Raw genomic sequence first — 23,728 nt, 5'->3', positions numbered from 1 at the left:
TTACATAAAGCTGACGGCAAAAATAATACGCGCAGAGTTTAACGCAAGTAATTCTCATTTTCATTGATTACGATCTAGCTTGACGCTGACCACGCACCAATAGCGCGATAAAGTAGCCTCCACCAATAATAGAGACCAAAGTACCCGCAGCAACCTGACTCGGGTAAAAAATCCATTGGCTAATTAGGTCAGCAATCGACATCAACAGTGCGCCAACCAAGGCAGATACAATAATCTGTTGTCTCGCCAACCTAGCGCCTAGCATTATGGCAACATGCGGCGCTAACAAGCCCACAAACGCTACCGGCCCCATTGTCGCGGTGACCATTGCACACAGAAATGCCACACCCAGCAGCAACAACAGATAAGCGCGAGTTAGCCCTAGCCCTCGCGCTTGAGCGAACGAGCGACCCGCCGAAATTAAGCTCAGCCAAGGATGCAACATGTATAGGCCTACTATTACCACTAGACTAACCACGGCTAAGCGCGAAGCAGCTTCTGGGCTTACCCGATACGTTGAACCAGCTAACCAAGCCAGTATTTCGTATATTTCTTGTTGACCGCTAGCCAAGGCAAAATGAACCAAACCCTCAATTAGTGCCGCTAAAGCTATCCCACACAACACTAATTTGGCAGGAGAAAACCCGCGATAAGTGCTGAACAAAAACAATAGCGCCAGCACAACAGTACTGCCTATTACCGCCACCCAAGGAGAAGCACTAAAAATGCTGGCTCCGGTCACCACACTTAAGCCCACCAAGCTCATGGTGGCGCCTGCCGATACTCCAAGAATGTCTGGACTGGCAAGCGGGTTGAAAATTAAACGCTGCAAAATACACCCAGCTACCGCTAAGCCTGCCCCCGCAGACACCGCTGTTAACCAGCGAGGCCAGCGTAACAACCAATTAAAAGCATCGGGGATCCCTAGGCTCCAACTTCCGGCATTGTGCTGGCCTAGTAAAGACAACAGCGCGACAATGGCGATAACAACAAGCGCAACTATATAATAAGCATTGCGCCACTGCAGCCTAGATTGAGGCAAACTTAAGGACAACTGATCTTGCGCACGCAGTTGTCGCTGGCACAAAATAATCAGGATAGGAGCGCCAACTATGGCAGCAGCAATGCCGCTGTGCACCACGTCGCCAATTAATGTGCTTAAGTAGTTTGCTAATAAATCGGTAAGTACTAGCAGCAAAGCGCCAATAAGACAGCTTAGCCACAACTCGTTTTTAGGGCTTCGAGCGCCAATCCGTCGTGCAATATTTGGACTAATTAAACCAACAAAGCTGATAACACCCACCGCAGTAATACTGGCAGCCACTAACCAAACACCAGCAACTGCCAATAATATGAACATTGGCACAACATTTAAGCCACGAGCAGCAGCCCCCTGCTGACCAAGCTTTAGTAAACTTAATACCCGCGGAGCAAGCGCAAAGATTAGTATTGCAGGCAACAAACGTGGAGCTAACCATAGCGGCCAAAACCAGTCGTTTTGCTCTAAATCACCGGCGCCCCAAATAAACAAGTTGGTGGCAAACTGTTCATTAAGCAAAATGATCGCAGTAGCAATTGCCCCAAGCACAATGTTCACCGCCATGCCTGCCAGCACAACCGGTAAACCGCTAAGATTGCGTAGCCCCACAATAGCAATCACCAAAAACATTGCGAACATAGCACCGAGCATTGCCGCAGCAACACTCAAGTCTGCAATGTCTAAAGGTAGCCATAAGTTCAACATAACTAAGGCCAACCAAGCACCCGACGAGGTGCCCATGGTTAGCGGAGACAACAAGGGGTTTTGAGTGATCTGCTGCATTAAGCTTCCCACTAAACCTAAGCTTGCCCCCACTAAAACAGCCATAGTTAAGCGCGGCAATAGGGAATAAAGATAGGCAAAATCAACAAATTGCTCAGGTTCAAGACCACCAATTAATTGCCACTGGCGCTGAAAACTTAACTCGCTACCAAATATCAAACTTAAACCAAGGCCGGCTAGCAACATGCCACCCGCGATAAAATAGGCTTTGATCATTGTGGCGCTAATTCCAATAGGCTTTGACTTAAGGCGCGAGCGTTATACAAAATCGACATTGCCCCGCCATAGCTCCAAGTAGCAGGTACACTGCTTACTCTGCTATGTTTTACAAATGGCATGGCTTGCCAAAGCCTTGAACTGTCGAGCTGTTTTTGATGGGCAAAAGGTTCGAAATACAAGACCATGCCCTGCTCTACTTTGGCCAATTCAGTAATACGTTTCTTAGCGACCCCCCACTGGCTGCCCCTCTCTGGCATTGCGGTCTCTATACCTAAACGATTTAAGGCATGAACCGGAATAGAGTTATCATCGTAAAGGTATACCGAACTGGTACTGGCAAAACGAATCGCGGCAACTTCTGGAACCTGCTCCTTATAAGCCACACGCAACTGTTGCGCTAACTCATCAAGCTCTTGCTGCATATCTTGCAAACGTTGTTTGGCAAATTCTTGTCGATTAAGCACTTGTGCAATACGCTGATAGTTTTCAACCACCGCTTCGGCATTTTTATGCTTAGCGCTATAGTTTTGGTAAAACAATACAGGGGCAATAGCAGACAGCCTTGCCATTAAGTCTCGTTGCGGTGAGGCAATCAAAATCACATCGGGTTTTAGCTCAGCTAACAAGGATAAATTGGGCTCAGTTCGAGTACCAATATCAACCACACCTTCTGGCACAGCGGGTTGCACGACCCACTCTTGATAACCGCCGATATCTGTCATCGCAATGGGCTTTATACCTAACTCAAGCACTTGCTCTGCCACATCCCAGTTTAATGCTGCAACGCGGGTTGGGTGTGCTTTAAGGGAATGTTTACCTAAGCTATCTTCAACCGTAATTTCAGCCTTCGCCACCGCAACAACCGAGCAAAACAACAATACTTTGGCAACAAACTTTATAAACATACTGTGGCGACCTTGCTGTTATCCTGTGGGTGATTGAGTAACTTAATATTGCTAGCAAACAACTCGGATAAAGTGCTTTCGTTTTCTAGCAAGGCTTTAGGGCCAGAAAAAGCCACTTCTCCATCTTTAAGTGCAATGACATTAGTGGCATACCGCAGGGCTAAATTAAGCTCATGAATAATCACCACAATGCCTTTTTGCGTTTGCTTATTTAGGGTTTGTAGCAATTCCATGAGCTGGTATTGATGGCTAATATCTAGAGCAGAGGTTGGCTCATCTAACACCAATAAAGGAGACTGCTGAGCAAGTAACATAGCAATAAACGCTCGCTGGCGTTCCCCGCCACTCAGTTCATCAACAAAGCTTTCGCGATAATCCAGTAAATCAGTTTGAGTAATGGCCTGCTCAATAGCTTGATAGTCTTCAGGCTGCCAGCGGCCAAAACTGCCGCGCCACGGAAAACGCCCCAATTTACATAACTCTTGAACTGTCATGCCTGCCACCTGCGGCAACTGCTGTGGCAAGTAAGCAACTAACTGGGCAAGCTGTCGGGCTTTGTAATCACTAAGTGGCTTACCGTTTAGGCTAATTTCGCCCTTCTCCGGCGCAAACTGTTGAGTGAGCAAATTAAGCAATGTTGATTTACCCGAACCGTTGTGACCTAACACCACGGTGAATGCAGTAGGGTCAATGCTAAGTTCATCAATCGCTAAAATGGTTCTTTTGCCACGTTCAACGTGGATGTTTGTTAATTGATACATGTTTTCTTGTTCTGCTTTTGATTCGGCTCGCATGGACAGCCAACACAATAGCGCCCCTGCTGTTTTTTATAATCCATACAACAACTCACTCGAGCCACCTGCAGTTCATCTGCCGTATCTTCAAATAAATGAGCTCTTGGTTGAAGCGGTAAGCCTAAATCTTCTACCCAGTGTTTAAATTCATGTTCTAGCTGCTCTATCTGTATGCTCTGCGAGCTAGCTTTTGCTCCTCTTAACATCATGTCGAACAAACCATCGCTAATGTTACGATAGGCAGTACTAGGGCTAATTCTGGTGACTTGGGAAAAGTCCTCGAGTAATTGATCCAACACCCTTCGCAAGGACTGTGCGATAGATTTTCGCAGTAGTGAGGGCGTATCAAATTGCTGCCATAAGGCTTTTTCAGAATGTTCAAACTGATAACCAAACACATTACCAAGGTGATAGCGCTGCTTTAAGCGGGAAAAGTCAGGACTAGCTTGCACTTGATAATAAGCAATTAAGGCCAAGCTAATTGGCTGCCAAGCTAACATGCTCCAACTGCGGCTTTGCCAATATATTTTGCCGGCTTCTGGGTGCTGAAACTGCCAAAACTGATACAACTGCTCGAAGCTCTGACTGGTGCCTTTACTCACCCATTGTTCAGCCGATTCTGCAGGGCTTAGAAACTCAAAAGCTGCAACAGCGAATTGTTGCAGCAGTTGATTATATTTTATGTCGTTATCTACCGTCATTACTGCTTGGAGCTAGCGATAAGCCGCTAGCTCCATCACCCTTTTTTAGAAGCCCATTTTAATTCGAGCAACCACACGGCGCTCGTCATTTGCCCAACAATTTAGGGTGTCGTAACAACTGTATGACTCATTATCAAACAAGTTAGTCACAGCCAAGGATACTGCCGATCTTTCCATACCACTACCCAAGCGACCTAAGCCATAGTTTAGTGATACATCGGCTACGGTATAGCCTGGCACAGTACTGCTGTTTGCAGCATCTATTTGGGTTTCGCCGATGTAACGTACTCCGCCACCTAGCGTTAGGCCATCTAAGCTGCCGCTATAGAAGTGATAGTTTGCCCAAAGGTTAGCAAGTTGGTCTGGTACCCAAACCGGTGTTTTACCTTCTAAACCTGAGTTATCTTTGGTGATCTCAACATTTTGATAGGTATAGCTTGCGGTAATATCCAAGTTACTGCTTGCCCACCAACGCCCCTCTGCTTCAAAGCCTTTAGATACAGACTCACCCACTTGGATTTGATTGTGCGGTGCACCATCTGGATCTTGTGTTAACGCGCCTTCTTTAGTGATATGAAAAGCAGCTAAGTTAAGCATTTGGCTCATATCTGCAGAGTTGTACTTAACACCACCTTCCCATTGGCTGCCAGTAGACGGCTCAAAGGCATTACCATCTTTATCGGTACCTGGCGTTGGTTCAAAGCTGTCTGCGTAGTTAATGTAAGGCGAAATACCATTATCAAACTCGTACAAACCACCTAAGCGATAAGAGGTATTATTTTGATCAATAGTATCAGTGTAGTCACCCGCCAAATGATAAACGCTGTCACTTTTGTATTGGTCAAAGCGCGCGCCAGCCATAACAACTAATCGTTCGATACGCATTTGGTCTTGAATATATAAGCCCGTTTGCGTGGTTTTATAGCTATTCACTTGGTTGTAGTAATCAGGATTACTTTTAATGTAATCGTAAACCTCATTAGGGTTTAGCTGGTTATTGTCTGGGTTGTAAATATCAATTGAGGTGGTCGCGCCATCGTAATAAGTCACCTCAGAATCTAATTGCTGCCAATCAAAACCAATCAGTAAACTATGCTCTACTACTCCAGTAACAAAGTTACCATTTAGTTGAGTATCGGTAGTCCAGCCTTTTGAGGTCTCGTCGGTTAAATAAGCGCGGCGGTTAACCGTGCGACCATCAGCCTCTAGCCCAACGTTGTAGGTATTGTGCTGTAAGGCTTTCGCATCTAGGTAGCGAGTGGCGTGTAACAGGGTCCAATTGCTATTGAACTCATGGTTAACCTTAAAGCCATACAAGCCAAATTCACGTTCAAATTTATTCCAATTTTCATCACCGGTGAATAAATTCTTCGATAGCTTGCCATTAGGATTATCTAGCACCGTGCCATAAGCTGGCATGGTGGTGTAAATACCGGCGTGAGGATCATTTTGATAGTAAGCATTAAAGTTAACTAGTGTTTTATCACTTACGTGCCAATCAATAGATGGTGCTATGATATAGCGCTCTTGCTTAGAGGTATCCGCCATGCCGTCTTGCTTGGTAGCCTTACCTAAGAAACGATACGCTACATTGCTATCGCCAATTTGGCCGCGTGAATCTACCGTTGCTTCTAACAGGTTATGGCTGCCTGACGCAACGCTTACATCGGTTGCTCGCTCCATAGTTGGGCGCTTGGCAATCAAGTTAACCATGCCCCCAGGAGGCATAGCACCATAAAGTACCGATGTTGGGCCTTTAAATACTTCAACTTGTTCTAAGGCAAATGCATCAATTTGCGGCTGCAAGTTCCACGCATTGTATTGAAGTTGTAAACCGTCGTAGTAGTTTTGATAGTTAGTAAAACCACGAATATTATACAAATCTAAGCGGCTTACCGCTCCGCCACGCAACTGAGTATGCACCCCAGGTACATAACGTAGAGCTTCTGACACAGAGTTTACCCCACGAAGATCGAGAGTTTCTCGGTCTACTGTAGAGATAGACTGTGGCGTTTCTTCAGGCAGTAATGAGGTTTTAGTTGCCGTGTTACGGTAAGTTTTACCCAACACCGTAAGCTTTTCATCTGCTTGTTTTTCAGTAGAAGTGGCTTCTTGAGCCAATGCAGGCACGCTCAATAAAGAGCCAACCAACGCAGCAATTGTAGTGATTTTAGTTTTAAACATGATCCGTTTGTTGTCTTTTGTTAGTTTTAAGTTAAATGATACTGATAATAATTCTCATTTGTAATTCTATACGGATCACTTTTTAAAAACATAACAATTTGGTGCAAAAAGACGGATTTATATGACTAAGTGAATTGAGCTTGATTCAAATCATCGTTTTTGAATGGGCAAAAAATATTCCATAGTCGCTGACGGCGACTGTGGTAGATAGTTTGAGGGGTAGCATTCTAGCTCATAACCATCTACACCTTGGTACTGGGATTCAGGCAACCACTGGTGAATAAACCAGTCAATGGTGGCCGCTAAATCTTGAATAAGGCCTTGGTGACTAACAATGGCATATAGCTGCTCGGGAACTTGCCAGCACTGTAGCTGCTGGTTGGATTGCTTAAGATCTTGGCTTCCGGCTAAATAATTTAATTTTCCGCTGGAATGTATATTTAAGGTATCCACCACACCGGTTAAGCCTTCACGCTGCTCAGGGTGAAATTGATGAAAAGCCTTCCATAAGGCTGGCACCTTCAATTTAAAATCGGCTTGAGGTGTGTATAAGTTATCTATTTGCCCTGCCACCCCCCAAACCTCAAGCGCTGGACGGCTCTCGATGCGCACTTCTATCATACGCTGGGTTTGGCTGCGGTAGTTATCCATTAACACCATTGGCGCACTAATGCCTAAACGCTCGCCCCTGCGTTTATATGCACCGGGCGCTACACCAAAGTGCTGCTTGAAAGCACGACTAAAACTGACTTCCGAACTAAAGCCGTATTGCAGGGCAATATCTGTCAGGCGCGCATTCCCATCTAATAACTGCTCTGCGGCTCGACTTAGTTTTTGCTCACGGACGTACTTGGCTAAATTTTTGGTAGTAAGTTCTTGGAAAACACGTTGCAACTGCCAGCGCGACCAACAGCTTTGGGCCGCTAAATCGTGCACACTCATACTCTGCTCAATATTTTGGTGTATATAGGCCAGCAATTTATTAATGCGAATGAGTTGAGGTGACAGATGCGACAATATAGTTCCCTTACACTATCGAATATTTAAGATGACCTAAAGGTAATACGAACTGCCTAGGCTTTTCAACAGTGGTCTAATTTTAAGCTATTAGTTAATTGCCAGCCAAAATGTCTGGTTGATGCAGGTAACCCGCTCTTCGGTATACAGCTTTTGCTTGATTTAAGCCCCGTTCACAATATTGAACTACCGATATTGATTCATAATTTGCAACAATACTTCTCACCTATACAGCTTATTCACCACCAATCACTATGTAACAATTCACCCCGTTGTAAGCATTTAGGCAACCAAAGGTTGTCATTTTCTTTCAGTTAGCGTGCAAGAGTGATGGCGGGCATTGTCCCACAATTGATGATTAGACTCTCTGCGCGCACAAAACAATTGCACCCAGGGGAAACAATGAAAATACTCTTTAACTTATACGCCTTAGTGTTAGCCAGCTTTGCTATTTTTTGTGCGGTGTTAATGACCGAACCAGGGCAAACTATTGGTGTTCCTAGAGATTTAGTCTTGCACTACTTCCGTTACATGCCTTATTACTGGACTGGTCAAGCTATTGCATTAGCGGTGTTGTGGTATGCCAATGCCAAAACCCGCTCTTGGAAACCGGTTTGGATGGCATTATCCACCGCTGGTGTTGCCCTCACCTTTTGGGCGCAATCGTACGCCATGCCTACGGCCTTTCCAACAGAACAATTTAGCGCTCAATATTACTCGGTTGAACAAGCCGACGCGCTGATCCCTCAAGAAGATTCACGAGTTTATGTTGTAGAAATGGGCGAGCAAAGCTACATCTTCCCTCGCTATCATTTACAAGTGCCTCACGTTGCAGGCTTTGAACAGGATGGTAATGAATATGCCGTTACCTACTGTGGTTTATCAAATTTGCCTATGGTAGTAGAAACCGACTATGGCTTGGGCGAGTCAAACCTACAGGTATTAGGCCAAGTGCATAACAACCTAGTGTTTAAAGACATTAATAATGGTACTGCCATCCAGCAAATCACCATGCAGTCTGAGTTTACCGAGCACAAAACGTCGGTACTACCTAACACTCAAATGGAGTGGCAAACGGCTAAAGAGATGTACCCTGATGCTCAAGTATACATTTATGGAATGGAGCGTTTGTTAGATGAAGTATTGTTAGGTTTATTTGAACAACCACTTAAAGACCAACGCAATATTGAGAACCCAGACTTTATCTTCGATACCTTAAACCTAGACGATACGCGCCTAAACCCTAAGTTAGAGATATTTGGCTATGACAACGGCCATCAGCAACTTGCCATTGACCCTAACTTTGCTCGCAAGAATAACGGTTTTGCCTTTGAGTTTGGCGGAGAAACCCTGCAAATTGAAAGTGATGGTGAGATAGTAAGGTTGCTTAACAGCGAAGGTAAGCAGGTCGCTACTCATAATGGAGTTCACTATGGTATTTGGACGCAATTCTTCCCTAACACCCTAGTGCTAAGCTAACAAAGCTTATTGCAATTTAACAACTAAAGGCCGCATTAGTGGCCTTTTCAGCCCTCAGCTATATAGCCGAGGGTTTATTCACATACAGCGCTTCCACTATATAGCGCTGCTCTGCCCCGCCACTCAGTTGGTTGAAGGGGTAACAGGTGATCAGGGTTAAGCGGTTATCATCACTGGGCGCCATAAACTGAGTATCACTTTGGTGAGCAACTTGTGTATTCACCACCTGATATAGCAAAATTTCGCCATTGCTCGCTTCAACCTGTAATAAGTCGCCTTTGTTTACGGCTGCTAGATTGGCAAAATGGGTATCGCGATGCCCAGCAATCACGGTGTTGCCTACCTCGCCAATTTTTGCCCCGCTAAGTACTAAACCTGGACCAAATGCCAAGGTTCTACCCGATGCCCCCGCCAGCACATAAACAGACTCAACTTGATGCTTAAAGCCTATGCTTTCTTGTTTGGTCACAAAACTCAGCTTGGCAACCGGATAGGTATCGGCCCACTGCCAAGGTTTATGAACTTGCTGGTCGTCCAAGGTTTGCTGCCAAGCTTGAGCAATTAAAAACTGGGCCAAATATGCTTTTGCTTGAATATAAGCTCCGTGGCCTAATACCAAAATGCCCAACAAAAACAGGCTACAAGGTACTGGGTGTTTGGCTAAAAAACTTATGCTCATCATGTTCCCTAAACGCTGTTTATCTGCAAAGTGAAAGAGCCTGAGCTAGCAAGCTTTAGCCAGTAGCTCAGAGATGGACGACCTAGATTAAATAGAAACCTTTCCTTGAGAAGCTCTAGACCTTAGCGTAAATGACAGCCCTGCAAGCGCTAACAACATTGCACCTAACAACATCCACAAACGGCTAGCGGTAGAGGTTTGCGGTAGCACCGCTGGTTGCTGCCAGCCATGAGGCATGCCGCCATCTATCTGCTTATTCACCATGGGTAGGTTAGCTGGCCTTGCTGGGGTCACGTCTACTGCTACTAGGCTGGTTTGCGAACTCACTAGGTGATATTTGAGTGCCAAGGCAAGTACTTGTTTTTCTATTCGTTCTTCATATAAATAACGATTGCTAAGCTCTAAGGCCGCGATATAGTGCCGCGCCCACAGTAAATCTAAACCTGCGGCTGGCTGCTTGGTTTGCAAATTAAGGCTACGTTGCCAAAACTGCCCACCAATATTGCCGCTCACCACTAACTGCGGATGCGCCCCGCTAGGTAACTTAAGGCTAAGCATAAGTGGCTGGCCTAAGTACAAATCGGGAATGGTGCTTGGCCAATACTCAGGCACGGTGCCATCACTAAAGGCAAGCTGCACATCACTCACCACAGGGTGAGCTATCTGTTTAAACAAACGGGTGACCTGTTGTTTAACCTCGCTTTGCTTGCCAATGTAGGTAAACGTACCCTTGCCTATCTCTGCCGCGCGTTGCATAAAATGGGAGTTCGGCGCCGAGCCAATGCCAATGGTGAACAAGCGATTATCAGCGAGGCGATTATCAATTAACTCAAACAACGATTGTTCATCACTAACCGCACCATCGGTAATAAAAATAACTTGGCGTAAGGCATTAGTCGCAGCTTGCTTGGGATCGCTAAGCGCAATATTTAATGCAGAAAACATCTCGGTGCCGCCGTTGGCACTTAAGCCGTTAATAAAGCGGCGTGCTTTGGCTTTATTGCTGGCATTGGCGCTGACTGCATTCGCCATAAAGCGGCGATAGTTTGAGTTAAACTCAATGATATTGAAGTAGTCACCCTCGGATAAGCCAGATAGCGCTTCATGCAAGGCCTCTCGCGCTTGAATCATCGACTCGCCCGACATTGAGCCAGAGGTATCAATCACCAAAATTAATTCTCTGGGAATGTCGATAATATCGGCAGGTTTACCTTGTGGTGGCATCAGCATTAACAGGGCGTAGTCATCTTTCGCCGGTAATTGATTACTTGGGTGAGTTAAACCAGTTTGACTATATAGCGCGGCTTCTGGTCGGCTACCCACTATCGGCCGCCACTTTAAGACAAAATCGCGATTGGCCTTAGTATCGAGCAAGCTTATGTCTATGGTGCCATCGCTACGAATGCTCTTATCTATAGGGTGATAAAGGCTCTCTAAGCTTTCCAGTTCAAAACCACTGTTTAGCGCAATCTTTATACTTGCTCGAAGTGACTTGTTAGTTGCAGCTTGTGAATACTGGCGTGCGCTATGGCTTAACAATTGATAAGCGTGGTTAAACTCGCTGCTATTATTGAGCTCTTGATAGGGCTCTTGCAGCAAACTGGCTAAAGACAAGGGCATTTCACTTTCGTCTGCCAGTGTTTTTCTAACTTGGTCTTTAAAAATTTGTGGGGTATAGCGCGGGTTAACCACCATGGGGAAACGCAGGCTAAACTCGCCATCTTGATAAGTGAGCTGTTGCTGATAAGAAATCTTCACCACCAAGCGTTGATTTGGCCCTAAATTGGCGACAGCAGTAGTAAAAACATTTGGCCTTAACTGCTCAACTAAACTAGCACGCTTGCCCTGTTTTTTTGCCGTTTCAAAGGTGCGTTTGGCTTGTTTCTTTTCTTGGATTTTCCCCTCAATGATGCGCTCGCCTATTATCAACTGCATTTGGTCAACAGCAGCATCATTGGGTAATGGGAACATATAAGTCCCATTTACCCAGTCTTCGCTATTGTTTTCAAAGGTTTGACTCAAGGTAACTCGGTTGGTCATGCCAGAGACCTGCATGTCTACTTCAGTAGACAAGGGTAAGCTATGTTGCCGTTGGCCATTACTGTCGATATAAACCAAGCTGGCTTGTTCGAACTCATCTGCGGCTTGGCCTTCGCTATACAAAGCCGCTTGGCTGGGCGACATAAATGCCGCCCATAATACGATGAGTGCGCCGCCAAAAGAGAGGCTATAGCAAAAGCGGGTGCTGATTTGCAGCATGTCTAGTTTCATAACGCTATCTCCTTTAGCTGGTTGATTTATTGTGCTGCTAACATGCCTCGTTCAGACATCAGCTTTAGGGTTACTCGGCGGTCAAAAAAGTTGTTTTCTAAATTTGCTTCAGCGTTAAGCGGGGCGGTATCGCCAAAGGCTTGAGAATGTAAACGAGATTCATCGATCCCATTGTTTATCAGGTAACTGCGCACTTCGGCTAAGCGTTGCTCAGATAACGCTTGGTTGTAACTTGAGTCACCCTGGCGATCGGCGTAACCGGTAAGATCTAGCTTTAAATCTGGCGCTAAACTCATGGCGTATACCACGTCATCAAGCTGTTGTTTAAAGTGAGGTTCAATCAAAGACGAGCCGGTTTTAAACTGCACATTCAAACCAATCGCCAGCTCTTCAAGCTTTTGCTGCTGGGCCATTTTGAGCTGCGACAACTGTGCATTTACTCGCGCATGCTGCTCGGTTAACGATTCAAGCTGTTCACTTCGCTTAGCGAGAACGTCTATCTCTTGTTGCTGCTCGCCCAACTGTTGCTGCTGAGCGGCTAGCTCTTCTTCATCGGCCACCGACTTACCAATCCAAACGCCGGTAAAGCCGCCAATAAATGCGCCAACGGGCCCACCTACCAATGCGCCTACCGCGGCACCAGAACCAAAGCCAATCATTTCTGTTTTACCGTTACGCTCTGTTGGTTGAGTGTCATTATTTGCCATGCTTTGGCTAGAAAGGCTTAAAGTGCTGATAACTGTTAATGCAATTAGGTGCTTTTTCATGAGTATGTCCTTCTCAGTAGTGTTTAATTTATTGGGCTTGCTTGTGCTTGCCCTTTCGATGAATCAATTAAACACTCCTGAAATGGCTTTATCAGGCGCTAAAAATGGCAGTTCGCTTATCAATTGTGGCAACAAAATGGCAATTTGACTGAAGCGCCCATTGCCGCGTAAAAATAATGTATAGTCTATGCAAGTCAGCAGCTTAGAACTTAAGTATCCACATGAAACGAATTGCCATCGTAGAAGATGAAGCGGCGATCCGCGAAAACTACAAAGACGTATTACAACAGCAAGGTTATAGCGTGCAGGCTTACGCCAATCGCCCCAGTGCACTAGCCGCTTTTAATACTCGCCTACCCGATCTCGCCATTATTGATATTGGTTTAGAAGATGAAATAGACGGTGGGTTTTCGCTTTGCCAATCGCTGCGTGCAATGTCTAGCACCCTACCTATTATCTTTTTAACTGCGCGCGATAGTGACTTTGATACGGTATGTGGTTTACGTTTAGGTGCCGACGATTACCTAACCAAAGACATCAGTTTTCCTCATTTAGTGGCGCGCATTGCCGCGCTATTTCGCCGCTCGGAGTTAGTTGGTGCAGCGCCAGAAGAAAACAATTTGCTAGAACGCGGCCCACTGGCAATTGATGGCAACCGCATGCAAGTCAGCTGGAATCAACAAACCATCGAACTCACCGTGACCGAGTTTTGGATGGTGCACGCACTCGCTAAGCGCCCAGGGCATGTGCGTAGCCGCCAAGAGCTGATGACAGAAGCAAAAATATTTGTTGATGACAGCACCATTACTTCTCACGTAAAACGGATCCGCAAAAAGTTTCTCGCCGCCGATGCCAATTTTGAATGCATCGACACGGTATATGGCATGGGTTATCGCTGGGATAGCCTTGCCTAATGTTGCCAGTATTGCCAATTGGCCTGCGCGCCAAGGTCACCATCTTGTCACTGTTCTTGTTGTGCCTGCCTTGGCTTGGTTATCAATATGTGTGGGAAATGGAAAAGTACCTGCGCTTAGGCCAAGAGAAGACCTTGGAAGGCACCACTCAGGCACTGGCAACCGCCCTGCATGAGCGGCCAAAACTGTTTAACAGCCAAGCCAGTTTTTTAAGCCAAGTTCAAAAAGGCCGCGACTTGTATGCCTACCCTTTATCGGGGCCGATTCAATTAGATGGCAAGCTAAACGATTGGCAAGATTACCAACATCGAATGCTGCGCTACGGTAAAGAACACGTAATCTACCAAGCCAAGCCCGATAGCCCACTAGAAAGCGAATTCACTCACATGGTCGGCAAATTTGGCCGCTACTTATACGCCTATTTTGAAGTGACCGACAGTGATGTGGTGTATCGCGGTAAAAACACTTTGCGGGTAGACAATAACGACCATTTGGCGATCGCGACTTTAGCGCCTGACGGCCAGTTCCGCCGCTACATTGTTGCCACTACCGAAGATGGTTGGATCAACGCTTTTGAGTTACCACTCGATCCCAACCAAACAACGCCGGTAAAGCCGGAAGTAAAAATTCAAGGCCAGTGGTTAAAAACCGCAAAAGGATACAACATTGAGCTGCGTATTCCGCTCACTATGGTTGGCAGCAAATTGGGGTTCTCTGTTTATGATGTAAACCGAACTCCCAAGCGTGAGCTAGTGTCTATTGTAGGTACCTCGGCCATCGATACTGTGGATAATCTTGGCACGGTGTTAGTACCCTCTCCTGAGATAGAAAGCATAATTAAAGGCATGAGCCACAACAGCTCGCGCATTTGGGTAGTAGATAAACACGGGCGAGTGCTGGCAAAATCGGGCGATATTCGCAGTACTCAAAGCATCTGGGCGCGCAGCTTAAGCCCAGTGAATAAAGAAAGCTGGTGGAACAAATTCACCAGCGAATACCTTCATCCTCTTTACTACAAGGTATTAACCAAACCGCCTCAGGATTTTGTTGACTCCTTACAAGACTCCACCCAGCTAGAAGGTAGCCATATCCAGCAAGCATTAAGCGGCAAACCCGGCTCTACTTGGCGTTTAACTCCCGACGGAAGAGCAGTGGTATTAGCCGCAGCCAGCCCAATTTGGATTGACGATAAAGTAATGGGTGTGGTGGTAGCAGAGGAAACCACCAACGGTATCCGCACCCTGCGTAACCGCGCGCTGGAGCGCCTATTTAACATTATTTTGCTAGTTATGGGGGTAGGCACATTAGCTCTGTTTTTGTTTGCTTCGAGCATTTCCAGCCGTATTCGCAAGTTGCGCGACCAAGCAGAGCAAGCCATTGATAGCCAAGGGCGTGTTACCGCTCCATTTAACGGCGCTAAAGACCGAGATGAAATTGGTGATTTATCGCGTAGCTTTGCCAATATTGTCGGCCGCTTAGGCCAATACACCCACTATTTGGAAAACATGTCATCGCGCCTTTCTCACGAATTGCGAACTCCGGTTGCGGTAGTGCGTTCATCTTTAGAGCATTTAAGCTTAAAAACTCATGATCAAGATACCCAAAAATATGTCGACCGTGCCCAAGAAGGGGTAAACCGTTTGAACATGATCCTTAATAACATGAGCGAAGCAACGCGCTTAGAGCAAAGTTTATCTCAAGCCGATACCAGTGAATTCCCGCTGAATAAGGTCATTTCTGGCTGTATGCAAGGCTACCAATATACCTACCCCGAACAAGCCTTTGATTGTGATATTAGCCCCAACACCATGCTGATTAACGGGGTACCTGAATACATTGCCCAGCTGATGGATAAATTGGTGGCCAATGCCATGGAGTTTAGTCTTCCTGGAAAAGCCATTAAAGTCAGCTTTCAGCAGGATAACAAAGATGCTGTATTGTTAATTAGTAACTACGGCCCTACTCTGCCAGATAACATGGTGGAACAAATTTTTGAATCGATGGTGTCTATTCGTAGCCAGCAAGCGCAGCAAAAACCTCACCTTGGTTTAGGTTTGTACATCGCAAGACTCGTTACAGAGTTTCATGGTGGTAGCATTAGTGCGCGAAACTTTACCGACAACAGCGGCGTAGAATTTTGTGTAAGGCTTCCGCTCAAGTAATCACTAAAAATGGAGCTTTAAAGTAGTGAGTCAAAATACTACCTAGCGCACATTTCACAGAAATCTAGCAAGCTTCGTAACTCACTTTCTATACTTAAGCTAATTCATCATCGTGAGTGTCGCTATGCACCGCTTGCTAACCCTGTTCTGCATCTATTGCTTTAGTTTATCTAGTCTCGCGTCGCTGGATAAACTCGATTACCTCACCGAGGATGCCTACCCACTTAATTACCTAGACGATAAAGGCCAAGCACAAGGTTTCTCGGTCGAGTTATTAAAGCTTATGTGGCAACAGATGGAACAAGCCGAGCAAACAATAACAGTGATGCCTTGGGAGCGCGCTTATTACCTGCTAGGGCAAAAGCCTAATACAGTGTTATTTGCTACGGTGCGTACTAACAAGCGAGAGCAGTTTTTTAAATGGGTATGCCCGATAGATACGGTAAATGTGGTGCTAATGGGAAAGGCCGAGGGCACAGCAAAAATAGAATCCTTTGCTCAGCTAGATGAGTTAACAACCGGTGTGTTAAGTGCCGATGTTGGCGAGCAAATTCTACTGAACAATGAAGTAGACGATGCCAGCTTAATGCTTACCGATAGCTACCACCACCTAATAAAAATGCTAGTCGCCAATAGGGTAGACTTAATCGCTGGTACCGAACAAACCATTAGACACGCCGCCAAGGCTGGCGGCTTTTCTCTTGCAGACTACGAGATCAAATGGGTACTCAAGGAAGAACAGCTTTGTTACGCCTTTAACTCATCGGTTGACGACACCATTATTGAACAATTTAAACAGGCTCTTGAAAAAACCAAACAAACCTCAGCCTTTCGCCAATTACTTCTTAGCTATCAACAACAAAAGCTAAAGCCTTAGGCCCTATTTATTAAAGTATTAAAGCGATTGATTAGCTGAAAGTAGCTCAACTAAGTAAAGCTGTAACTTAGTTCACGCTTTGTTAATTGGCATTTAATCAATTAACGATATATCACAATCTTTGTGCGATTATTTACATCTAAGTGCTAGTATCAGCCAATGACCTAGGCTTAAAAATGCAATTAATACTGTTACCACATCCTGGTGCAGTGAACACAAGATTAAGGCAAGGAGCCAAATTGCAAACCTCTGGTATTCTACAGCTTCTTTTAAAAGGCTTATTGCCACTTGTGGCGCTATTATCCGCCTTAAGCTTCTCCGCCCAAGCTAACAATAATGTATTAGTGATTCACTCCTACCATGCCGAACACTTTTGGACAGGTTACCTAAAACAGGGCCTAGACAGCTCATTCAAGGATGAGCAAGATACTCGATTGTTCCATGAGTACCTAGATGCTAAGCGTTATCCACAAGGCGAGTTTGACATTAGTTTTTTAGACTACCTCAAAACAAAATACGCTAATACCGAACTAAAAGTGATTGTTGTTTCCGATGATCCAGCATTTGAGCTAATCCGTCATAATCGCCAACAGTTCTTCAGCAGTATCCCTATCGTTTATTTAGGCATCAACCGCGTCACAGACGAAGTTCTCAATACACACAATATGACAGGGGTATTTGAGAACCGAGATATTGCAGGCACCATTACCAGCATTAAAAGCCAAAGCGGGGTTGATGAACTGGTACTCATTGTCGATAAAAGCGCTACTGGATTAGCCAACTTAGCTAAAGCACGTTTGGTATTTGGCAAACCTGAAGCCCCCAGCAAAATTCACGTTATTGAAGAGCTTGCCCTAGACGAAATAAGTGAAGTATTTAGCCAGTTTTCTAGTAATGTGCCAGTGCTGCTACTTGGCCAACTAACAAACCCCAATCAAAACAACGCACTGCTAAATTGGAATCTCGGCACCGAACAACTGGTAACTTGGACTAACAACCCAATCTACACCATTGCCATTACCACGCTTAAATATGGCGCTGTTGGTGCTGATGAACTAGATGGTCGTCAACATGCAATGCGAGCTGCTGAGCTAGTAAAACGCCTTTTAGATGGTGAGCCCCCAGAGCAAATAGAAGCGATTACCTTAGCGCGTAGCCAATGGGTATTTAACTGGGAGCAGTTGAAAGAGCACGGATTTAAACAAAGTTCACTGCCCAAAGATGCTGTCATCGTCAACAAAGAAGATACCTTCTACGAAAAATATAAACTGATGGTGCGCCTTGTGGTATCGGCCTTTATGGCAAGCATTCTGATCATCATCCTGTTAGCTGAAGTGATCCGGCGCGGCAGTATTACTCGCCATATTCTAGCGGAAAACGAAAACCGCTACCGCGATTTGGCCAATGCGGGCGCTAACGTTTTCTGGGAAACAGATACCGAGCAACGTTTTAGCTATTTGTCGGGCGAAACCCAGGCGCTTTACGGGCTAGCGCCCCCACAGTTAATTGGCAAAACTTTAGCTGAGTTATGTAAAAATGACCCTGATATTACTTTTCCTTGGCTGGAATACGAAACCGCCCTCGCCTATCAAAAACCGGTAAACAACCTTACTTTTAAACTAAAACTGTCGAGTAAAGATATTAAGATATTCTTGCTAAACGGTAAGCCAGTGTTTGACAAGTACGGCGCGTATATTGGTTACCGAGGCATCAGTAAAGAGATTACCGAAGAGCACCTACTGAGCAAAAAACTCGCTTATCAAGCCACTTATGATGAATTAACCGGCCTAATCAATCGCTCAAGCTTTAACGAACAATTAAAAAACTATGTGGAACAATCGCAGCAACAAGCTGTAGGCGGGTTTGTCTGCTTCTTAGATTTAGATCGCTTCAAGTTAGTTAACGATACTGCTGGTCATCTTATCGGAGATGCCATGCTGGCAGAGGTGGCTACGGTGATTAAACGCTGTACCTCAAACCTAGATATTGTTGGCCGCTTAGGTGGCGATGAGTTTGGCTTAATATTACTAAATAAGAGCTTGGCAGAGGCCCAGCAGCTATGCGAGAACATTATTGCGCAGGTAGACAGCTACCGCTTTCACTGGAACCAGCGACTATTTAATGTAGGCGTAAGCATTGGCATGGTGCCTATTACCGGCGCATTAAACGACACCGAGCTACTTAGCAAAGCGGATTTGTCTTGCTATAAAGCCAAAGAGGCTGGCCGCGGTCGCGTATACATAGCTAACCTCAACGACGAAGAGCTGTTTAATGAAGAGCAGCAAATGGGCTACATTGCTAATGTTGCTCAAGCCATGGAGCAAAATCAGTTTTACTTAGTGAAACAGCTTATTGCACCAACCAGCCAACAAAGCGCCCAAAAACACTATGAGATTTTAATCCGCTACCGTGATGACCACGGTAAAACTATTTCTCCCAATTTGTTTATTCCAGCGGCAGAAAAGCACAGCGTAATCACCATAATTGACCAATGGGTGCTTAAAACCGTGTTAGAGCGCTACCAGCAATACTTCCCCGAAGAAGATACAGTGGTATCCATTAACCTATCAGGTTTAAGTTTAAGTAACGATGAATTTGTAAGCCGGGTAAAAGACTTACTGCAAAGCTCGCAGGTTAATCCCAAAAACATCTGCTTTGAGATCACCGAAACTGCAGCAATCTCACAGCTATCGCGGGCGCTAGAGTTTATCCAAGAAATGAAAGCAATGGGTGTACGCTTTGCCCTCGATGATTTTGGCAGCGGTGCATCATCATTTGGCTATTTAAAAAACCTTCCGGTTGATTACGTAAAAATTGATGGCAGTTTGGTGGTAAACATCGTAAAAGAACCAACCGACAGAGCCATTGTTGAATCAATTAACGCTATCGCCCATCTAATGAATATGAAAACCGTGGCCGAGTTCGTAGAGGATGCCGAGATCCACGCGGTACTAGAAGAGATAGGTGTGGATTTTGTTCAAGGCTATGGCATTGGCAAACCACAACCTTGCGAATAGCAAAGCTAAAACCAACAATTAACAAAGGCGAGCGTTGCTCGCCTTTGCGTAGCCACTAATTAAATAAACCATCGCCAAAGCTAACGCTAAAGTCTCGACACCAGACGCTAATGCCTGCTAATTGATCGAGTTGTTCAGCATTATCAAGGCTTAGCTGCAAAGTATCATTGTTGTAGATTGGGCCATTAATTGTGTCGCCAATGGCAAATCCACCTTGGTTATAGTTGCTGCTTGGTGCGCCATAAAACAGTACATCAGGCCCGCCACCATCGTAGTTAAACTCACTGACTTCAATGGTGCAGTTATCTAAAATTTCCACCCGCCCACTCACACCGTGCGACAACGTGCTTAACATTGCTACTTGGCCAACCTTTGGATGGTCGCTAGCATTACAGGTATAGCTTTGCGCAGTATTAATACTCTCAAGGTAAGTGGCAATATCGGCTAGCTCAGCGTCGCTTAGTCGCTGTTCGCTCCAAAATGGCATATTGCCTCCAGAAAGATTGCTAAAATAACTACTACTGGTAGGTCCAGAACTGCGCACTTTGCTGGCCACCTGTTGAGCACTTAAGCCGCTGGCTACCAGAGTTCTTGCTAAATTACTCCCCGCAGCATTTTGCCCATGACAAGTGGCACAAGTTTGATTAAATAAATCATGACCCTCATTTGGGTCGGCAGCGCTAAAATAGCTAATAGCTGCGACTTGGTTAAAGGTGATTTCTGGCGCATCTCCGTTATCGCTCAAACTAACTAAGTACTCTTCAAGAGACAGCCACTGTGCACTATCACTGGCATAGGGGCTCGCATCCATCCAATCTACTCGGCAATTGTTTACCGCGTCTATCACCTCGCTAAAGCTGCCATTATAAAAAGCGTTTCGATGGGTCGCATTGAGTAAGGAATGGGCTGGTCTATGTAGGCCTTGTTCATCTAAGCCTTGGCCATTCTCACTGGTGGCATGACAGGTACTACAAGAAAACTGATTACCTGCTGAATCGGCTTGGCTAAACAGTTGCTCGCCTGATAAAGGCGTTGATGGATTTTCACTTTCACCGCCTCCACCTCCGCAGGCTGCAAGTAAACTCGCCATTGCCAGTGTGGTAAACCATTTTAAAGTTGCTTGAGATAACATGGGCATTCCTTTGCTTTAATTATGCATTAACGCTAACAAAGCAAATTTCACGCAACAAGCCGATTAGGCAAATGTTATCAAATTGTGATAATTAGCCACAAAAAAGTCGCCATATAGGCGACTTAACAAACAGCCACGGGATTAAGCACTACAAGGCAGCGTTAAATCTCGCTAGGCCAGCCTCTAAATCGGCGATTAAATCACTGGTATCCTCAAGGCCGATATGCACTCGAATCAAGGTACCTTCTGCTTTCCACTGGGTGGCAGTACGTAACTTGTTTACACCGTTAACACCCATAATTAAGCTTTCGTAACCGCCCCAAGAATAGCCCATCTTAAAATGCTCCATTCCATCTAGCAGTGCTGTCAAGGCCGCTTGGTTGCCACCTTTCATCACAAAAGAGAACAGGCCGCAGGAACCTTGAAAATCTCGCTTAAAAAATTCATTCCCAGGGCAACTGGCTAACGCCGGATGACGAACGTGGTCAACATCATCACGCTGGGCTAACCAATTAGCCACTTCTAAAGCATTTTTCTCATGCTGAGCTAACCGAACACCGAGAGTACGCATGCCGCGCATGGCTAAATAAATGTCGTCAGGTGAAGTGCACTGACCCAATAGGTAAGAGTTTTCACGCAATTGATCCCAACAGCGTTGATTAGCAACCGCGGTGCCTAACATCACATCAGAATGCCCAACGATGTACTTAGTGGCAGCCTGAATAGAAATATCGATGTCGAAATCAAATGGGCTAAAGTTAATTGGAGATGCCCAGGTATTGTCTAACATCACCACGATATCTTGCTCGGCAGCGCGCGCAGCAGCCACTATCGCTGGAGAGTCTTGAACTTCCATGGTAAGTGAACCGGGAGACTCTAAAAAAATAACTTTGGTATTAGTCTGGATTAACTCGCTAATACCAGCGCCAATCATTGGGTCATAATAAGTGGTTTCGATGCCATAGCGGGTTAGCAATTTGTCGCATAAATCGCGGGTGGGCTCGTAGGCAGTATCTACCATTAGCAGATGGTCACCTTGCTTCAAGAAAGACAACAACGCGCCACTAATTGCAGCTGTACCACAAGGGTACAATGCACATCCTGCCCCGCCTTCAATCTCTACCATGGCTTCTTGAAAAGCAAAGTGGGTTTGAGTGCCTCTGCGCCCGTAAAACAAAGTTTTATCGTGACGCTTGGCGGTAGCTTGCTTCATCTCTTTAACACTGTTGAATACAACAGTAGAGCCGCGAGAAACAGGAGGGTTAACTAAGCCTTGGGTCCACTTTTTATCGCGACCAGCACTGACTATTTTGGTTGATTTTTTCATGGTAGTTAAATCCAGCTTGGTTTGTACAAAGCACCTTGTAATGCCTTCATACTGACTGATTGGAGCGCTATAACAAAAAACCAGCCCGCAGGCTGGTTATTATCATTCTACGAATTAAGCACGCGGTGCTTTATTCAACTCATCAACTACCATGTCGCCAAAGGCGTCGGTATCAATCAGTTTAGCGTCTTCGCCTTTAGCAAGGTCAGGTGTGCCGTAACCGTTGGCAAATACTGACTTCATAGCGTGCCATAGGTTCTTCGCTTCTTGCTCCATACCAAAGCTCATTTCAAGCATTAATGCTACTGAACCAATCATTGAGTATGGGTTAGCGATGTTTTGGCCTGCAATATCAGGTGCGCTACCGTGAGAAGGCTCGTAGTAAGATTTCTCTGGACCAACACATGCAGAAGGCATTAGGCCTAATGAACCTAGAATACCACCGCCTTGGTCACTTAAAATGTCACCAAACATGTTTTCCATCACCATCACGTCAAACTGGCCTGGATTCAAACATAAGTAAGTAGCCGCTGCATCAACCAAGATGTGCTTAACTTCTACGTCTGGGTAGTCTACTGCCACTTCTTCAAGAATTTCGTTCCACAGTACGCTTGATTTTAGTACGTTACTTTTGTGGATGTTATGCATGACTTTCTTACGGCGTTGGGCCGTTTCAAAACCCACTTTTAGAATGTCGCGAATTTGATCTTCATCGTACTCAAGTACTTCACGAACGTAACGCTTGCCATTGTCGTCTTTGCCAACTTCTTTCTCGCCAAAGTACAAACCACCCACTAGCTCGCGGATAATCATCAGGTCAATGCCGTCACCAATGACTTCTGGCTTAAGTGGCGAGAAGTGAGCGAGTTCTTGAGGTAAGTATACTGGGCGGAAGTTAGCGTAGGTATTATAACGACGACGTAAAGGAAGTAGCGCGCCACGCTCTGGTTGCTCGTCTACTGGGATCTTTTTAGAATCTTCGTGGTTAAGGCCAATGGTGCCTTTCAAGATTGCGTCTGCTTCATCACAAATAGCGATGGTTTCAGCGGGGAAAGATTTACCCGTTTCGAAGTAGGCAACTGCACCAAATAGTGCTTCGTTTAACTCAAATGCTACTTCAGGGTTACGCGCTTCAACCGCTTTAAGTACTTTGACCGCTTGCTTCATTACTTCTGGGCCGATGCCGTCGCCGGCCAATAAGGCGATCTTATAGGTCTTCATTGTGTTTGCGTCTCCGTTGCATTAGTTTATTTTTTTGCTTGCCGCATCATAGCAAAACCAGCGCACGGGTAAACCACCGATCGCGCTTTGAAGGGCTATTTCAACGCTGTTTTTACTAAAAGCTTTAATTTTTGAAAAGGTTTAGTGAAGACTCTAAACAAAGTAGCAACAGTGGCGCCATATTTGAGATAGCGAAGAAAACGGAGATAGGCTTAGCTGGCCACCGAAAATCTAAACATT

Annotated in this window: 17 protein-coding genes; 5 read left to right on the top strand and 12 right to left on the bottom strand. The window is 45.5% G+C overall.

The window, feature by feature from the left end; translation table 11 throughout:
- Positions 1 to 67: 67 nt before the first annotated feature.
- The 6 genes from fhuB to G6R11_RS13010 all read right to left on the bottom strand — a co-directional run bounded on the left by fhuB (position 68) and on the right by G6R11_RS13010 (position 7,642).
- Positions 68 to 2,038, bottom strand: a complete 1,971-nt coding sequence (gene fhuB / locus G6R11_RS13035; RefSeq protein ID WP_240352467.1) for a Fe(3+)-hydroxamate ABC transporter permease FhuB — start codon at positions 2,036 to 2,038, stop codon at positions 68 to 70.
- Complete coding sequence (locus tag G6R11_RS13030) at positions 2,035 to 2,946, bottom strand: iron-siderophore ABC transporter substrate-binding protein (RefSeq protein ID WP_163133513.1); 912 nt, start codon at positions 2,944 to 2,946, stop codon at positions 2,035 to 2,037. The genes fhuB and G6R11_RS13030 overlap by 4 nt, the downstream gene beginning before the upstream one ends.
- Positions 2,937 to 3,707 (bottom strand): ABC transporter ATP-binding protein, encoded by a 771-nt coding sequence (locus G6R11_RS13025; RefSeq protein ID WP_163133512.1) that lies wholly within the window; start codon positions 3,705 to 3,707, stop codon positions 2,937 to 2,939. The genes G6R11_RS13030 and G6R11_RS13025 overlap by 10 nt, the downstream gene beginning before the upstream one ends.
- Complete coding sequence (locus G6R11_RS13020; RefSeq protein WP_163133511.1) at positions 3,695 to 4,441, bottom strand: siderophore ferric iron reductase; 747 nt, start codon at positions 4,439 to 4,441, stop codon at positions 3,695 to 3,697. Before G6R11_RS13020 ends, G6R11_RS13025 begins: the two co-directional genes overlap by 13 nt.
- Positions 4,442 to 4,486: 45 nt before the next feature.
- Positions 4,487 to 6,625: a TonB-dependent siderophore receptor gene (locus G6R11_RS13015; protein ID WP_163133510.1), complete on the bottom strand. Its 2,139-nt coding sequence runs from the start codon at positions 6,623 to 6,625 to the stop codon at positions 4,487 to 4,489.
- Between the two features lie 150 nt (positions 6,626 to 6,775).
- The gene (locus G6R11_RS13010; RefSeq protein ID WP_163133509.1) at positions 6,776 to 7,642 is read right to left on the bottom strand and encodes an AraC family transcriptional regulator; all 867 of its coding nucleotides are present in this window, start codon (positions 7,640 to 7,642) and stop codon (positions 6,776 to 6,778) included.
- 402 nt (positions 7,643 to 8,044) lie between these two features.
- Here G6R11_RS13010 and G6R11_RS13005 point away from each other — a divergent pair, with 402 nt between their 5' ends.
- Positions 8,045 to 9,121 carry a DUF3179 domain-containing (seleno)protein gene (locus tag G6R11_RS13005; RefSeq protein WP_163133508.1) on the top strand — a complete coding sequence of 359 codons (1,077 nt, stop codon included), beginning with the start codon at positions 8,045 to 8,047 and terminating at the stop codon, positions 9,119 to 9,121.
- Between the two features lie 58 nt (positions 9,122 to 9,179).
- Here the strand turns inward: G6R11_RS13005 and G6R11_RS13000 are convergent, their stop codons facing one another.
- The 3 genes from G6R11_RS13000 to pdsO all read right to left on the bottom strand — a co-directional run bounded on the left by G6R11_RS13000 (position 9,180) and on the right by pdsO (position 12,838).
- Positions 9,180 to 9,800 carry a class GN sortase gene (locus tag G6R11_RS13000; protein ID WP_163133507.1) on the bottom strand — a complete coding sequence of 207 codons (621 nt, stop codon included), beginning with the start codon at positions 9,798 to 9,800 and terminating at the stop codon, positions 9,180 to 9,182.
- Positions 9,801 to 9,887: 87 nt separating this feature from the next.
- Complete coding sequence (locus G6R11_RS12995) at positions 9,888 to 12,071, bottom strand: marine proteobacterial sortase target protein (protein WP_163133506.1); 2,184 nt, start codon at positions 12,069 to 12,071, stop codon at positions 9,888 to 9,890.
- Positions 12,072 to 12,097: 26 nt separating this feature from the next.
- A complete protein-coding gene (pdsO, locus tag G6R11_RS12990; protein WP_163133505.1) occupies positions 12,098 to 12,838 on the bottom strand; it encodes a sortase-associated OmpA-like protein PdsO in 741 nt (246 codons plus the stop codon).
- Between the two features lie 221 nt (positions 12,839 to 13,059).
- On the opposite strand from pdsO, the gene pdsR reads away from it, so the two are divergent.
- The 4 genes from pdsR to G6R11_RS21710 all read left to right on the top strand — a co-directional run bounded on the left by pdsR (position 13,060) and on the right by G6R11_RS21710 (position 19,808).
- Entirely contained in the window at positions 13,060 to 13,752 is a 693-nt protein-coding gene (gene pdsR, locus G6R11_RS12985) for a proteobacterial dedicated sortase system response regulator (protein ID WP_163133504.1), read from the top strand.
- 2 nt (positions 13,753 to 13,754) lie between these two features.
- The gene (gene pdsS, locus G6R11_RS12980; protein WP_370525661.1) at positions 13,755 to 15,914 is read left to right on the top strand and encodes a proteobacterial dedicated sortase system histidine kinase; all 2,160 of its coding nucleotides are present in this window, start codon (positions 13,755 to 13,757) and stop codon (positions 15,912 to 15,914) included.
- 124 nt (positions 15,915 to 16,038) lie between these two features.
- Positions 16,039 to 16,791 (top strand): ABC transporter substrate-binding protein, encoded by a 753-nt coding sequence (locus G6R11_RS12975; RefSeq protein ID WP_163133502.1) that lies wholly within the window; start codon positions 16,039 to 16,041, stop codon positions 16,789 to 16,791.
- Between the two features lie 239 nt (positions 16,792 to 17,030).
- Entirely contained in the window at positions 17,031 to 19,808 is a 2,778-nt protein-coding gene (locus tag G6R11_RS21710; protein WP_205472801.1) for a bifunctional diguanylate cyclase/phosphodiesterase, read from the top strand.
- A gap of 55 nt (positions 19,809 to 19,863) precedes the next feature.
- On the opposite strand, the gene G6R11_RS12965 is transcribed toward G6R11_RS21710, so the two are convergent.
- The 3 genes from G6R11_RS12965 to leuB form a co-directional block, all read right to left on the bottom strand.
- Positions 19,864 to 20,940, bottom strand: coding sequence for a DM13 domain-containing protein (locus G6R11_RS12965; protein WP_163133501.1), 1,077 nt, complete (start codon positions 20,938 to 20,940; stop codon positions 19,864 to 19,866).
- 148 nt (positions 20,941 to 21,088) lie between these two features.
- On the bottom strand, positions 21,089 to 22,267 hold the full coding sequence (locus tag G6R11_RS12960) for a cystathionine beta-lyase (protein WP_163133500.1): 1,179 nt from the start codon (positions 22,265 to 22,267) through the stop codon (positions 21,089 to 21,091).
- A 114-nt stretch (positions 22,268 to 22,381) separates the two neighbouring features.
- On the bottom strand, positions 22,382 to 23,488 hold the full coding sequence (leuB, locus tag G6R11_RS12955; RefSeq protein ID WP_163133499.1) for a 3-isopropylmalate dehydrogenase: 1,107 nt from the start codon (positions 23,486 to 23,488) through the stop codon (positions 22,382 to 22,384).
- Positions 23,489 to 23,728 lie beyond the last annotated feature (240 nt).

It is taken from the genome of Agarivorans sp. Alg241-V36 (assembly GCF_900537085.1).
Classification (GTDB): Bacteria; Pseudomonadota; Gammaproteobacteria; order Enterobacterales; family Celerinatantimonadaceae; genus Agarivorans.
This window is presented reverse-complemented; position numbering and strand designations above follow the sequence as displayed.